The organism is Bacteroidota bacterium (assembly GCA_019637975.1).
Lineage (GTDB): Bacteria > Bacteroidota > Ignavibacteria > UBA10030 > UBA6906 > CAADGV01.
Genome location: JAHBUR010000005.1, coordinates 135,799 through 148,497 on the forward strand (window position 1 = coordinate 135,799; position 12,699 = coordinate 148,497).

At 49.5% G+C, this 12,699-nt stretch carries 15 protein-coding genes and 1 pseudogene; 2 read left to right on the forward strand and 14 right to left on the reverse strand.

Translation table 11 applies throughout. The features are described from left to right. Nucleotides 1-2 precede the first annotated feature (2 nt). Nucleotides 3-1,256 (forward strand): NADP-dependent isocitrate dehydrogenase, encoded by a 1,254-nt coding sequence (gene icd, locus KF749_04090; protein ID MBX2990334.1) that lies wholly within the window; start codon nucleotides 3-5, stop codon nucleotides 1,254-1,256. A gap of 325 nt (nucleotides 1,257-1,581) precedes the next feature. Continuing rightward, a complete protein-coding gene (locus KF749_04095) occupies nucleotides 1,582-2,076 on the forward strand; it encodes a hypothetical protein (GenBank protein MBX2990335.1) in 495 nt (164 codons plus the stop codon). Nucleotides 2,077-2,151: 75 nt separating this feature from the next. Here the strand turns inward: KF749_04095 and KF749_04100 are convergent, their stop codons facing one another. The 14 genes and pseudogenes from KF749_04100 to KF749_04165 all read right to left on the reverse strand — a co-directional run bounded on the left by KF749_04100 (nucleotide 2,152) and on the right by KF749_04165 (nucleotide 12,661). Continuing rightward, nucleotides 2,152-2,544 (reverse strand): PspC domain-containing protein, encoded by a 393-nt coding sequence (locus KF749_04100; protein ID MBX2990336.1) that lies wholly within the window; start codon nucleotides 2,542-2,544, stop codon nucleotides 2,152-2,154. Between the two features lie 141 nt (nucleotides 2,545-2,685). Beyond that, nucleotides 2,686-2,883: pseudogene (locus KF749_04105) on the reverse strand (PspC domain-containing protein). 130 nt (nucleotides 2,884-3,013) lie between these two features. After that, nucleotides 3,014-3,571 (reverse strand): ribosome recycling factor, encoded by a 558-nt coding sequence (frr, locus tag KF749_04110; protein MBX2990337.1) that lies wholly within the window; start codon nucleotides 3,569-3,571, stop codon nucleotides 3,014-3,016. A gap of 21 nt (nucleotides 3,572-3,592) precedes the next feature. Beyond that, on the reverse strand, nucleotides 3,593-4,321 hold the full coding sequence (gene pyrH, locus KF749_04115; protein MBX2990338.1) for a UMP kinase: 729 nt from the start codon (nucleotides 4,319-4,321) through the stop codon (nucleotides 3,593-3,595). Between the two features lie 56 nt (nucleotides 4,322-4,377). Further along, nucleotides 4,378-5,241 carry an elongation factor Ts gene (locus tag KF749_04120; GenBank protein ID MBX2990339.1) on the reverse strand — a complete coding sequence of 288 codons (864 nt, stop codon included), beginning with the start codon at nucleotides 5,239-5,241 and terminating at the stop codon, nucleotides 4,378-4,380. 34 nt (nucleotides 5,242-5,275) lie between these two features. After that, nucleotides 5,276-6,037, reverse strand: coding sequence for a 30S ribosomal protein S2 (rpsB, locus tag KF749_04125; GenBank protein ID MBX2990340.1), 762 nt, complete (start codon nucleotides 6,035-6,037; stop codon nucleotides 5,276-5,278). Between the two features lie 139 nt (nucleotides 6,038-6,176). Beyond that, nucleotides 6,177-6,572 (reverse strand): 30S ribosomal protein S9, encoded by a 396-nt coding sequence (gene rpsI, locus KF749_04130; protein MBX2990341.1) that lies wholly within the window; start codon nucleotides 6,570-6,572, stop codon nucleotides 6,177-6,179. Between the two features lie 21 nt (nucleotides 6,573-6,593). Further along, nucleotides 6,594-7,031 (reverse strand): 50S ribosomal protein L13, encoded by a 438-nt coding sequence (rplM, locus tag KF749_04135; protein MBX2990342.1) that lies wholly within the window; start codon nucleotides 7,029-7,031, stop codon nucleotides 6,594-6,596. Nucleotides 7,032-7,134: 103 nt separating this feature from the next. Then, complete coding sequence (lipA, locus tag KF749_04140; GenBank protein ID MBX2990343.1) at nucleotides 7,135-8,013, reverse strand: lipoyl synthase; 879 nt, start codon at nucleotides 8,011-8,013, stop codon at nucleotides 7,135-7,137. Nucleotide 8,014: 1 nt separating this feature from the next. Beyond that, the gene (locus KF749_04145) at nucleotides 8,015-9,346 is read right to left on the reverse strand and encodes a 2-oxo acid dehydrogenase subunit E2 (GenBank protein ID MBX2990344.1); all 1,332 of its coding nucleotides are present in this window, start codon (nucleotides 9,344-9,346) and stop codon (nucleotides 8,015-8,017) included. 121 nt (nucleotides 9,347-9,467) lie between these two features. After that, nucleotides 9,468-10,346, reverse strand: coding sequence for a toll/interleukin-1 receptor domain-containing protein (locus KF749_04150; GenBank protein ID MBX2990345.1), 879 nt, complete (start codon nucleotides 10,344-10,346; stop codon nucleotides 9,468-9,470). 199 nt (nucleotides 10,347-10,545) lie between these two features. Next, a complete protein-coding gene (locus KF749_04155) occupies nucleotides 10,546-11,523 on the reverse strand; it encodes an alpha-ketoacid dehydrogenase subunit beta (protein ID MBX2990346.1) in 978 nt (325 codons plus the stop codon). A gap of 28 nt (nucleotides 11,524-11,551) precedes the next feature. Further along, the gene (locus KF749_04160; GenBank protein ID MBX2990347.1) at nucleotides 11,552-12,220 is read right to left on the reverse strand and encodes a response regulator; all 669 of its coding nucleotides are present in this window, start codon (nucleotides 12,218-12,220) and stop codon (nucleotides 11,552-11,554) included. Between the two features lie 39 nt (nucleotides 12,221-12,259). Further along, on the reverse strand, nucleotides 12,260-12,661 hold the full coding sequence (locus KF749_04165) for a DUF4357 domain-containing protein (GenBank protein ID MBX2990348.1): 402 nt from the start codon (nucleotides 12,659-12,661) through the stop codon (nucleotides 12,260-12,262). Nucleotides 12,662-12,699: the final 38 nt, after the last annotated feature.

Below are 12,699 nucleotides of genomic sequence, written 5' to 3' on the forward strand. Positions count from 1 at the left end.
CAATGGCAACATACAAGAAACTGACACCGCCGACGAGCGGGCAAAAAATCTCGATAGTCAACGGAAAGCTCAACGTTCCCGACAATCCCATTGTCCCCTTTATTGAAGGAGATGGAACCGGGCCTGATATCTGGCGAGCTTCGCAGATTGTGTTTGACGCGGCCGTCTCGAAAGCATACGGCAGCAAGAGGAAGATTGTGTGGTTCGAAGTGTATGCCGGCGAGAAATCCAATGTTGTGTACGGCGAAAACACCTGGCTTCCTGATGACACGCTTGAAGCCATCAAGGAATACACGGTAGGTATAAAGGGCCCGTTGACAACACCGGTGGGTGGCGGTATCCGCTCTATCAACGTTGCATTGCGCCAATTGCTTGACTTGTATGTTTGTTTGCGACCGGTTCAGTACTTCAAGGGCGTCCCTTCACCCGTCAAACACCCCGAGTTGATCGACATGATCATTTTCAGGGAGAACACCGAGGATATTTACGCCGGCATTGAGTGGAAAGCAGGAACTCCCGAGGCTCAAAAAGTGGTGAAATGGCTTCAAACAGAGATGGGGGTGGCGAAGATCAGGTTTCCTGAAACATCAAGCATCGGCGTGAAACCCGTTTCACAGCAAGGAACTGAACGCCTCGTGCGGGCAGCGATACAGTATGCGGTAAATAACAAGCGTAAATCGGTTACGTTTGTTCACAAAGGAAACATCATGAAATTCACGGAAGGCAGCTTCAGAGACTGGGGATACGAACTCGCAAAACGCGAATTTGCCGGTACGACTGTCTCGTGGGATGATTGCGCCGGGAATCCGCCCGCAGGGAAGGTTCTTATCAAGGACGTGATCGCTGACGCGTTCTTGCAGCAGATTCTGACTCGTCCGGCGGAATACGATGTTATTGCAACGCTGAATCTCAACGGAGACTATATTTCCGATGCGCTCGCTGCCCAAGTCGGAGGAATAGGAATCGCTCCGGGAGGAAACATTAACTACGAGAATGGCTATGCCATGTTCGAGGCAACCCACGGAACAGCACCAAAGTACGCGGGGCTTGATAAGGTCAATCCCGGCTCGGTAATTCTCAGCGGCGAAATGATGTTCCGTTACTTCGGTTGGACGGAAGCAGCTGACCTGATTATAACCGCCCTCGAAAAAACGATCCAGTCAAAAGTTGTGACATACGACTTTGCCCGACTGATGGATGGCGCAAAGGAAGTAAAATGCTCCGACTTCGGCAAAGCAATCATTTCAAACATGTAAACATCTCTGTTCTCTCTCCTTTACTGAGGCGTTTCCCGGAACCGGAAATCTTGGGAAACGCTTTTGCTTTAACATCTCTCACCGGCGTCATACTAACTCCCGCCTCTTGTCCACTCATCGTTCATCGCATACAGGAAGATTGAACAACGTATTGATTGCAGTTCTACAAACCGCGGCGTGCATACCTCACCGATACGAAGACCATGCAATCAGTTCAACAAATCCGCTCACCTGGAAATGGCACACGGTTAGTTGTAGAAAAGGACATCGGAAAAGGATTCTACTCAGTAACATTCAACCATACATTACACAGAAAGGTAATCACGTGAGAATACTTTCATTCTTTGTTGCGCTTGTTGTTGCAGTGGCTTTCTTAGGATGTCAGGACGGCAACAGCCCAATTGCGCCCGAACACGCATCAATAACTCCGACATTTGTGAAAAGTGCATCCATTCCCGGAGGCTTGCTTATTCTGAACGCGGAAGTGAGTTCGGGTTACGGCAACGTTCATGAGATCGTCTACGACCTTGGAGGCTCAATCCGGTACTCGCTTGTAACCGAAGAGGGTGGAAAAAGCATCCTCGAACTCTTGATCGATGCCACGTTGACGGAAAAGAACGCAAACGGAGAAGTCAAGAAGATTCAATCCGAAAAAGCGGAGTATTTCGAGGCGCTCGAGGAGATAACATTCTTCTCCCAGGAATTCTCAGTTGATGGTACGCAAGGCAGCCTCCACTTGTTCATCGAATTCCAACTTAGCGGCAACCAGATTCAAGTACAGAGGGTTGCATTGGTTGATTCAAACGAAGCTGCAGGATAAGCAGACAAACAAATAACGAAACGTCCCGGCACAGCCATCAGTGTCGGGACGTTCCTTTTTCAGAAACAGATCTTCTCAGGAAATCTTGTATGAGGGAATTTCTTTCGGCAGAATAATTGCCATCAGGATGTACCCGAGCAATACAATTCCGCCGGACGCAAATGCAGCAACAAGAAACAGAATTCGGACGATGGTGGAATCAATCCCGAAATACTCCCCCAACCCTCCACACACACCAAACAACTTGCTGTCCGTGAAGGATCGATACAGGCGACGAGGCTGTTGAGACTGCTCTTCAGAATAGGATGGCACAGGCTCACCTGTTGCTTGATCGGGCGCAGCAGTCGCCGGTTTGGTAAGTGAATTCCTGCCTCCCCACAGAAATGCAACACCTGCCAGGATCAACAAAACAGGGACAAGCAAATCGGGGCCGAACCACCACCAATTATGCCAGAATGAAAAGCCCATGTTGTGAAGGAAGAGGACAAATCCTATGGCCATCAACAGGATACCCCAGAAGAGACTGTTCTTTTTCGATGACGACGCACCTGCGTCCGGAGTAGACGAGGGGGTTGCCGGTTCTGCTTTTTGGAAGGCCGCCATATTGAACGGCTCTTTGGGAACCACGATCATTGCAGCAATATACAGCAAGATGCCCGAGCCACCCATGAGCGTGAGCAGAACCCATGCGATGCGAACGAGGGTCGGATCGAGGTTGAAGTATTTCGCCAATCCACCGCACACACCGTCGATCATTCGGTCTGATCGGGATTTATAGAATCTCTTTACGCCGGTTGATTCTGACATGCCTGCCTCCTGTTGAATGGTGATTTCTACGTTGTGGTACGCAATGCCCATTGGCAAGTTGCATCCGTAAACCAGAAAAGCCGGTCTGCGACCGGCCTTTTGCTAAATGATGGCAACGTACATTTACGCGTTACACTTCCATGATTTCTTTCTCTTTGTGCGCTAAAAGTGTGTCAATATCCTTTACGAATTTGTCAGTCAGTTTCTGGGTTTCCTGCTCGCCCCGCTTGCGGTCGTCTTCCGACAAATGCTCAGATTTCTCCGACTTTTTCAGATGTTCAATCGCATCACGGCGGATGTTGCGAATGGCAACCTTCCCTTCTTCGCCAAATTTCTTTGCCAGTTTTACAAGCTCACGACGGCGTTCTTCATTAAGAGGAGGAATCGGCACGCGGATCAAGTCTGCATCTTTCATGGGATTCATTCCAATGTTTGCAGCTTGAATGGCCTTCACAATCGGATCGAGCATGCTCTTGTCCCACGGAGTAACAGTAAGGGTATGGAGATCAGCGACGCTGACATTTCCCACTTGATTGAGCGGAGTCGGCGTTCCGTAATAATCAACCTTGATGGAATCGAGAAGTGTTGTTGTTGCTTTGCCGGTTCGAATTCTGACGAGTTCCTGGCGCACCACATCCGTAGCTTTCGTCATTCGTGTTTCGGTATCTTTAAGGATCTCTTTTATCATAGTGTAACCTTCGTTGTTGTTCTACGATGAAGCAAGCTCATGAACTCTCGTTCCGATCTCCTCTCCCGTCATCAAGCGTTTCAGGTTGCCGGGTTTGTTCATATTGAAGACAAGAATAGGCAATTTGTTCTCCCGGCAGAGAGTTATTGCCGTCATGTCCATCACGTTGAGATTTCTCTTCAGCACATCGATATAGGAGATTTCAGGAAACTTCATGGCATGGGGATTTTTTTCGGGATCGGAATCGTATACACCGTCCACGCGGGTTCCCTTGATGATAACATCGGCCTCGATTTCCACTGCACGCAATGCCGCCGCCGTATCGGTGGTGAAATACGGATTGCCCGTTCCGGCTCCGAAGATGACGATTCTATTCTTCTCAAGATGTCTTACGGCTCGCCTGCGGATAAACGGTTCGGCAATCACTTCCATTCTGATTGCAGAAATGAGTCGGGTAACCAAATCCTGATGCTCGAGGGCACTCTGCAACGCCAGTGCGTTGATGAGTGTGGCGAGCATTCCCATGTGATCGCCCGTTACCTTGTCGATATTATCGGATGAGTTGGAGACGCCACGATAGATATTTCCTCCACCAATCACAATCCCCACTTGGGCACCCAAATCGTACACGGATTTGATTTCGAGGGCGTATTGCTTTAACACTGCCGAGTCGATACCGAACTGCTTGTCTCCCATCAGCGCCTCGCCGCTCAGTTTCAGCAAGACACGCCTGTATTTGAGTTTGCTCATGTATTGAAGTTCATTTGACGTGATACAAAAATGTCCCCTTGAAGGGGACATTCATGTTACTTGGTTTCTTCACCGAGATGAAAACGCTGGAAGCGCTTGATCGAAATCGGCTGACCTGACAATTTGCCTGCCTCGGCAAGGAAGTCCTTGATTGTTTTCCCGGAATCCTTGATAAACGTTTGTTCCATCAGCGCAACTTCCTGATAATATTTTTCAAGACGACCGAGGGCAATCTTCTCGACGATCTGCGCCGGCTTTCCTTCATTTGCGGCTTGGGTCTTGTAAATATCGAGTTCACGTTCTATCAGAGATTTTTCAACCTGATCGCGAGAGATGACGAGCGGGTTCATTGCTGCAACTTGCATTGCCACGTCACGCCCGGCACCGGTTGCCGCTGCGTCAGTTCCGATACCCGTCATTTCGACCAACACGCCTATTTTGTTTCCGAGATGCGTGTATGCGCTCACAACGCCGTCCGGAGAATCCACAACGCTGAAACGGCGGATTTCTATCTTCTCCCCCACTTTTGCGAGCAAGTCGTTGTAGAGTTCAGAAACCTTCTTTCCGTTCATCGTCACGTTCATCAGCGCTTCGACCGAAGCCGGACGATGCGCCTCAACCGCCTGGGCAATCGTGTTGGCAAACGTCGCAAAATCATCACTGCGCGCCACGAAGTCGGTTTCACAATTCACTTCTACTATGACGCCGCTTTTTCCGTTTGCTGCAATACGTGTGACAATCATGCCTTCTTTGGCCGCCCTGTCTGCACGCTTCGCTCCGGACGCGGCTCCTTTTTTGCGAAGATACTCGATGGCTGCATTCATGTCTCCGCTCGATGCTTCAAGCGCCCGTTTGCAGTCCATCATTCCTGCCCCGGTTTTCTCGCGGAGATTCTTGATCATTTCACTGGTGATTTCCATAACAACAGTTCAGCTTTCCTTTGATGAATCGAAATCAGTTGAGGGACGCTTTTTCTTCCGCCTCTTTGCTTTTTGCTTCCGCTTCTACCGCCATCTCCATTTGTCGTGCTGCTGCCCGTTCCTTGCCTTCCAGAATGGCATCTGCAAACACCTTCGTAATAACCTGAATCGACTTCATGGCATCGTCATTCGCCGGAATGACGTAGTCGATATTATCCGGATCACAGTTTGTATCAACGATGGCAAAAACCGGAATGCCGAGCCGGTTCGCTTCCTTCACACTAATCGCTTCTTTCTTCACATCAACCACGAACAGGGCCCCGGGTAAGCGCGTCATTTCAACAACACCGGAAAGTACGCTGTTCAGCTTTTCCTTTTCACGTGTAAGAAAGAGTCCCTCTTTCTTTGTGATCTTATCAAACGTGCCGTCACTTTCCATTTTCTCTATGTTGGTGAGACGCTTCACGCTTTTGCGAATAGTGGTGAAGTTGGTAAGTGAACCGCCGAGCCATCGTTCGTCGACATAAAACTGTCCACAACGAACTGCTTCCGCCCTTACGATTTCGCTTGCCTGCTTTTTTGTCCCGACGAACAACACACGCTTCCCTTCGGCAACAACTCTGGCGATGGCATTGCACGCTTCTTCAAGAAGGTCACGGGATTTCATGAGGTCTACGATATGAATCCCGTTCCGTTCCATGAAAATGTACGGCTTCATTTTGGGATTCCAACGGCGGGTGAGGTGTCCGAAGTGACATCCTGCTGCCAACAACTCGGCAACTTCTACTCGAGGCATGGGGTCTTCCTTTATTTTGTGTTTTTCTTCTGCCTTTCTCATCTTTTGTTGAGATCCCGCTCTGATCGGAGCAGGACACTCTCAACAAAATCAAAAGGCATGCTTATTTACTGCAACTGCTATGAATCTTACACTCAGATTAGCGCTTCGAGAACTGGAAGCGTTTTCGCGCCTTTTTCTGTCCGTACTTTTTGCGCTCGACCATACGCGGGTCACGCGTAAGGAGGCGTGCGGTTCGCAATGAAGCACGATTCTCTTCGCTCATCTCGACAAGTGCGCGGGCAATGGCAAGTTTCACTGCTCCGGCCTGCCCGGTTGAGCCGCCACCCTCAACATTCACTTTCGCGTCATATTTCCCGGTTGTCTGCGTTGCTTCAAACGGTTTCATCACATCGGCCCGGAGCATCTCGAGGGGAAAGTACTGCTCAACAGGTTTCCGGTTAATGGTAATTTTTCCCGAACCGGGCAGCAAAATGGCCCGCGCTACGGCTGTTTTTCGTCGACCAACTGCATTTGTTGCGTGTGCGTGTTGCATTCTTTTTCTACACTCCTGAGATTAGTTGAGATTGTACGCTTCGGGACGTTGCGCAAGATGCGGATGCTCGGCACCGGCATACACTTTCATTTTCTTGATGATCTTCCTGCCCAACCGGTTGTGCGGCAACATTCCCTTTACAGCATGTGCGAACACTCGTTCCGGATGTTTGCGAATCAAGTCCTGAAATTTCTCGAACGTTGCCCCGCCCGGATAGCCCGTGTAGTGGAAGTACTCTTTCAACTCGCTTCGTTTTCCGGTGAGTTTCACATTCGCCGCGTTAACCACAACCACGAAGTCGCCCAAGTCGGCGTTCGGGGTGAACATCGGCTTGTGCTTGCCGCGAAGAAGTTTCGCAACTTGCGTCGCGACGCGGCCTAAGGTCTGCCCGTTGGCATCAACGAGATGCCATTTTTGAGTCGTATCAGACGTCTTGAAGAACTTTGTTGCCTTTTCCACTTGAAGTAACTCCTGTTGAAATACGATGAAAAGCTGGGTTCAAAAGTTGTTAAATTTAGACAAAAGGGGTTAGAGAGTCAACGAGGCCTCTGATTAAGAGTGCTTAATCCACATGCTTTTCAGCGTGGTACGAGCTTCGAACAAGCGGGCCGGATTCCACATGCTTGAAGCCCATCTCCTTGCCACGAGTCTTGTACATTGCGAATTCATCGAGTGCAATAAAGCGATCAACCGTCAGGTGTTCCCTTGTCGGCTGCAAGTACTGCCCGATAGTCATGATGTCGCAACCACTCGCGTAGAGATCGGACATCACTTCCAACACCTCATCAACCGTCTCGCCGAGTCCCACCATAATGCCGCTCTTCGTCGCCATTCCTGCTTCCTTCGACCATTTGATGATTTGAAGAGATCGTTCATACTTCGCCTGCCGTCTGACTTTTCGATAAAGCCGCGGAACCGTTTCGGTGTTGTGATTGAGGATATCGGGCTTTTCCGCCAGAACTATTTCAAGCGCCCATTTCTCTCCCTGGAAATCAGGAATCAGAACTTCAATGGTAATTTCAGGATTAACTTTCCGGGCCTGCCGAATCGTCTCTGCAAAAATCTCCGCTCCGCCATCAGGCAACTCATCTCGATTTACGGACGTGATGACGGCATGCTTTACGCCCATGATGCGGATTGCATCGGCAACACGGGCGGGTTCTTCCTTGTCCAGCCACGTTGGTCGGCCCGTCTTCACATTGCAGAATCCGCACGAACGCGTGCACACATCGCCCAAAATCATGAAGGTCGCCGTGCCGGCGTTCCAACATTCGGACATATTGGGACAGCGTGCCTCCTCACAAACCGTGTGAAGCTTGTGTCCCGCGATGAGGTTTTTGAGTCGAGCATATTCTTCACCGGACGGAATCTTGATTTTCAACCACTCCGGTCGTGATGGACGTGGTTGGGGTTTCTGAACCGGTATTTCCTGGATGACCATGTTAGAATGAAAGACTCGTATCGAAATTCTCCAATCCCTTTACAATCTCTTCAAGAAACATCCCGCCCAACGCTCCGTCAACAATGCGATGATCGAACGAGAGTGTAAAGAACGCCATCGATCGGATGGCAATCATATCATCAACAACCATCACGCGCTTCTTGATTGCGCCCGTTCCCAGAATTGCGACTTGCGGCTGATTGATGATCGGTGTTCCAATGACAGTGCCAAACACGCCGAAGTTAGAAATCGTGAACGTGCCGCCTTGAATGTCGTCGGGGGTCAGCTTCTTCTTGCGCGTGCGTGTTGCAAGGTCGTTCACGGCACGGGCGAGGCCGAGAAAATTCTTCTCTTCGGCATTCTTGATGACTGGAACAATCAACCCGTTATCCGATGCAACAGCAAGTCCGAGGTTGATGAAGTTTTTCCTGATAATCTTGTCACCATCAATCGACGTATTGACAAGAGGATATTTCTTCAGCGCATCAACAACGGATTTGACGATGTAGGGAGTGTATGTAAGCTTGAAGCCTTCCTTTCCCTCGAAGGATGCAGCGTTCGCCGTACGATGCTTCACAATCTGTGTCATATCGACTTCGTGAACGGCAGCAACATGCGGAGATGTGTGAACACTCTTGACCATATGTTCCGCCATCTTCTGCAGAACATTGCTCATCTGAATGATCTCGTGTTGCGGAGCAGGATACTTCGCCCGCAGTTCGGGAACTTCGACAACCTTGCCTGTCGCTGCCATCGAAGGCGCTGCCGGTGATGGCTTGGTTGACGGCATTGCTGCCGCAGGTCTCGGAGATGCAACAGCGCCGCTCTTCTTTGCATTAACGTACGCAAGAATATCCTTCTTCGAAACACGCCCACCCTCTCCGGTTCCGGGCACGGTTTCAAGTTCTTGCATCGAAATGCTTTCCTCGCGGGCAATGTTCAATACGAGAGGCGAATAGAATCGGCCGCTTGCATGCTGGGCCAATGGTTGAATAGCCGGCACAGTTGGAGCAACTGTTGCGTGTGCGGGGGCAACGTGTTGCGTAGCCGGAGTTGCAGGCTTCGGGACTTCCGTGGCAACTGCGACTCCTCCCTCGGTTTCAAGGAACGCAATCACGGTCCTCACCGGAACTGTCGTCTGTTCCTGCACAACAATTTCGGCCAGAGTTCCGGAGGCGGGAGAAGGAATCTCCGAATCGACTTTGTCGGTTGAGATTTCAAGAAGCGTTTCGTCCTTCTTCACCTTGTCGCCGATTTTCTTGTGCCACTTGACGATTGTGCCTTCGGCGATGCTCTCGCCCATTTGTGGCATTACGACTTCTACTCGTGCCATGACAACTTCCTTATGTTCTTTTCCATTTACTGTTAGTATCCAATGCTCATGTTTCCGCCACTAGCGGGATAGTTCCTTCCGCCTTCGTCGGCACCCACCAGGGTTTCTTGTCGTGGCCCGGCTATTTTGTCGGAAAGGGATTTAGCGCGCCAACCGTAACGGTTACCGAATCTGATGCGTATCCAACAGCGTTGCTACAACTAATATAGTAAGTCGCTGTATTGGTTAGGTTTCCTGTGGCGAAGGATCCGGACAAACCACGACTGCCATCCCAACCATTCGTACCACCATAGCCAAGACAGGAAGTGGCATTGATGGATGACCAACGAATGGTCGTAGTTCCATTGTAAGGAACATAAATGTTGTCTGCTAAAATTTTGACGTAAAGCAGAGGTTTTATCGTTTCCTGTGGTTGAACATCTTGCGTGAGCATTTGTGGAATAATCCAAATCCCTGCGAGTGCAGTTATTCCTGTAAGCACAATAATCGTCAACACGCGTAGGACCTTCTTGAAGTAAAAGTCCTTTGCTGGTCGGATCCTGACTTTGGGTTCAGCAATGCGAGTCAAAAGCGCTTTTTTAATCTGTTCACCTATCTCGACGAGCGCTTTTTCCTGTTTCCACTTTGTCATACTCTCGAGCGGCTCTTGCGGATCATGTGTTGCCTGATAGGCAGGTAGCTCGGTTTCACCAAACATGCAATAGGAAATAGGCACCCAAATTATTTTCATCCCTCGGCTCTTAGCTGCTTTGAGTAATTGCGGAATCTCTTGACCGGTGACAAAATCCGATGCAAGAAAATTCTGGCTCACAAGCATCACTGCAATATCGGCTTTATTGAGCTCTTTTTCGATTTCCTCTTTCCATTGTTCGCCAGCGTGAATCTTAGTATCATCCCACACCGAGATGGGATTGTTGCGCAGAAACGGCTTCAGCGTCCTTTGAAGACGTTCAAGCCATTGCTTGTCTTTATGACTATAGCTGATGAACACATTATGCATCGCACACCGTTCGCACTATCCGAATCAGTCTTCTCTCTTGATGCTCTCGCCCATCTGAGGCATTACGACTTCTGCTCGTGCCATTCTTTTCCTCTGGTTGTTCGAATCGAGTTCGTAGGGTTTGTAGAGTTAATGGAGTTGCATGCGGAAGAAAAACTCTACAAACTCTCAACTCTATGAACTCTACAAACTCACATACTTAAAACGCCGCCATTTCTCGCAGCTCGTGAACTATTCTTGATGTATTCGGCAAAACAAAATCCTCAAGCGTCGGCGCAAACGGAACGGGGACATCCAAAGCTCCCAACCTCTTGATTGGTGCATCGAGATAATGAAAGGCATTGTCGGCAATGAGTGCAGCAACTTCCGCTCCGATTCCGCCGGTAACATTATCTTCATGAACGATGAGGACCTTACCGGTTGACTTCACCGCCGCGAAGATTGCATTCTTGTCCAGTGGAGCGAGCGTTCGCAAATCCAACACCATCACCTCAACGCCATCTTCTTTAGCGAGAATCTCAGCTGCCTCCAGAGATTGATGCACAGTCGAACCGTATGTGATGATTGCGATGTCGCTGCCATTTCGCTTTACATCAGCTTTACCAATCTCGACAACATTATCTCCTTCGGGAACTTCGCCTTTGATGCGGCGATAGAGGTATTTTGATTCGAGATAGAGCACGGGATTATTGTCCCGCACCGCAGCTTTCATGAGTCCCTTTGCATCAGCCGGAGTTGAAGGGGCAACGATCTTGAGCCCGGGAAAATGGTGAAACCACGCTTCCGTACTCGACGAATGATACGGCCCGCCGCGAATATATCCGCCGTTCGGCAGGCGGATCACCATCGGCGCCGGAAGATTCCAGCGATAATGAACCTTCGCGCAATTGGTAATGATTTGGTTGAACCCGCACGACACAAAATCCGCAAACTGGATTTCGACAATGGGCCGCATGCCAACCACCGCGGCACCCGCAGCCGCGCCAATGATTGCGGCCTCTGACAGCACGGAATCAATCACACGTTCTTCGCCAAAATGCTTTTGAAATCCTTTCGTTGCTTTGAACGCTCCGCCGTACGCGCCTATGTCTTCGCCAATCAGGAAAACAGACCCGTCACGTTCCATTTCCTCCCACATGCCTTGGGAGAGGGCTTCGATGTATGTTAGGGTTGGCATATGCAAAAATGCTATTCGGATTCCAGCATCATAAAATGTGACTCTGACTAACCTCAAATCGCACTCTAAGACTACCACAATACTTCTGAAACGACAATGCATCCTGGTAGCGATAGAAACTCCTCATGAGGGTCTGCGAGCCACAGAAAAGCTCCACGTGATATATGAGCCTCGGCTGAAGCGTACTATCTTTTTGTGGATTGAAGGGAACCCAGTCTTTAGCCATGCGGATTTTTCGTTGTTCTGCCGTTTCCTTCATAATCGAGTTAGCGGGAGGTTTTGCCTCTGTTTGAGTCTTTTCAAAAACAGGCGCATTCGCAACTGTAGTAAGCGCATCATCTATCACATTAAGTAACTCATCCCTATCGACAGGCTTCCATACCCACGCGTGGGCTCCAAGTTCGAATGCTCGATCTTTTTTGTATTCTGTTCCTCGCCCAGTTACAATGATAATGGGAATGTCTCCCGTTTTCTGATTCTGCTTAATCCTCTCCAAGAACTCGATGCCATCCATTCCCGGAGACATGATATCAGTCAAAACAATGTCGGGTTGCACCGAATCGATAGACTCTAAGAAGCTTGCTTTGTCCTCAGCCTCACAACACACATAACCAGCGTATTGCAGTACCATTTTTAGTGCAGACCGAAGTTTCTTGTCATCATCCAAGATCGCAATAAGCCCTTTCCCTCGATCCATCTTGTACTCCCCAAGAAAACATGATTACAACAAACTCGATTACCGACCAGAGTCCTTAATGGACTTTAGGCTCTTCCACAAAGTTTGCCCGGGAAAGCGGCACTCCCAAAAGACCCAACCGTTCACTGAGTTTCCTGTGACTGCAATCGCAGCTGCAGACGGCGAGCTGTGTACTTTACCGTCAAGGTACAGCCCGCCGTTTTGTGCTTCGGCTTGATAAACGCGCCCTTTGTAATTCGCTCTGAACTCTGTTCCAACTGGGAAGTGAATGCCCTTGCTGACCCATCCGCCGCCTTGCTGATTCTTCTGAATACGTGGAGCTGTAGAAGAGGGCTGAAGATCCAACATTGCGCGAAGGACATCATTGTATGTCTCGCTCTCTGAACGGCGCTTGCTAGTCAGCGCTTTGAAGACATCGAAATCGACTTCGATTGTTTGCATTGGCTCTCCTTATTTATTATTAGCGCTAATAGAACTAA

What these genes read in the sequence shown, in the direction of transcription:
- icd (MBX2990334.1), top strand. Translation starts at nt 3, where the DNA reads ATGGCAACATACAAGAAACTGACACCGCCGACGAGCGGGCAAAAAATC.
- KF749_04100 (MBX2990336.1), bottom strand. Translation starts at nt 2,544, where the DNA reads ATGGGCTTTTCATTCTGGCATAATTGGTGGTGGTTCGGCCCCGATTTG.
- frr (MBX2990337.1), bottom strand. Translation starts at nt 3,571, where the DNA reads ATGATAAAAGAGATCCTTAAAGATACCGAAACACGAATGACGAAAGCT.
- pyrH (MBX2990338.1), bottom strand. Translation starts at nt 4,321, where the DNA reads ATGAGCAAACTCAAATACAGGCGTGTCTTGCTGAAACTGAGCGGCGAG.
- KF749_04120 (MBX2990339.1), bottom strand. Translation starts at nt 5,241, where the DNA reads ATGGAAATCACCAGTGAAATGATCAAGAATCTCCGCGAGAAAACCGGG.
- rpsB (MBX2990340.1), bottom strand. Translation starts at nt 6,037, where the DNA reads ATGCCTCGAGTAGAAGTTGCCGAGTTGTTGGCAGCAGGATGTCACTTC.
- rpsI (MBX2990341.1), bottom strand. Translation starts at nt 6,572, where the DNA reads ATGCAACACGCACACGCAACAAATGCAGTTGGTCGACGAAAAACAGCC.
- lipA (MBX2990343.1), bottom strand. Translation starts at nt 8,013, where the DNA reads ATGGTCATCCAGGAAATACCGGTTCAGAAACCCCAACCACGTCCATCA.
- KF749_04145 (MBX2990344.1), bottom strand. Translation starts at nt 9,346, where the DNA reads ATGGCACGAGTAGAAGTCGTAATGCCACAAATGGGCGAGAGCATCGCC.
- KF749_04150 (MBX2990345.1), bottom strand. Translation starts at nt 10,346, where the DNA reads ATGCATAATGTGTTCATCAGCTATAGTCATAAAGACAAGCAATGGCTT.
- KF749_04155 (MBX2990346.1), bottom strand. Translation starts at nt 11,523, where the DNA reads ATGCCAACCCTAACATACATCGAAGCCCTCTCCCAAGGCATGTGGGAG.
- KF749_04160 (MBX2990347.1), bottom strand. Translation starts at nt 12,220, where the DNA reads ATGGATCGAGGGAAAGGGCTTATTGCGATCTTGGATGATGACAAGAAA.
- KF749_04165 (MBX2990348.1), bottom strand. Translation starts at nt 12,661, where the DNA reads ATGCAAACAATCGAAGTCGATTTCGATGTCTTCAAAGCGCTGACTAGC.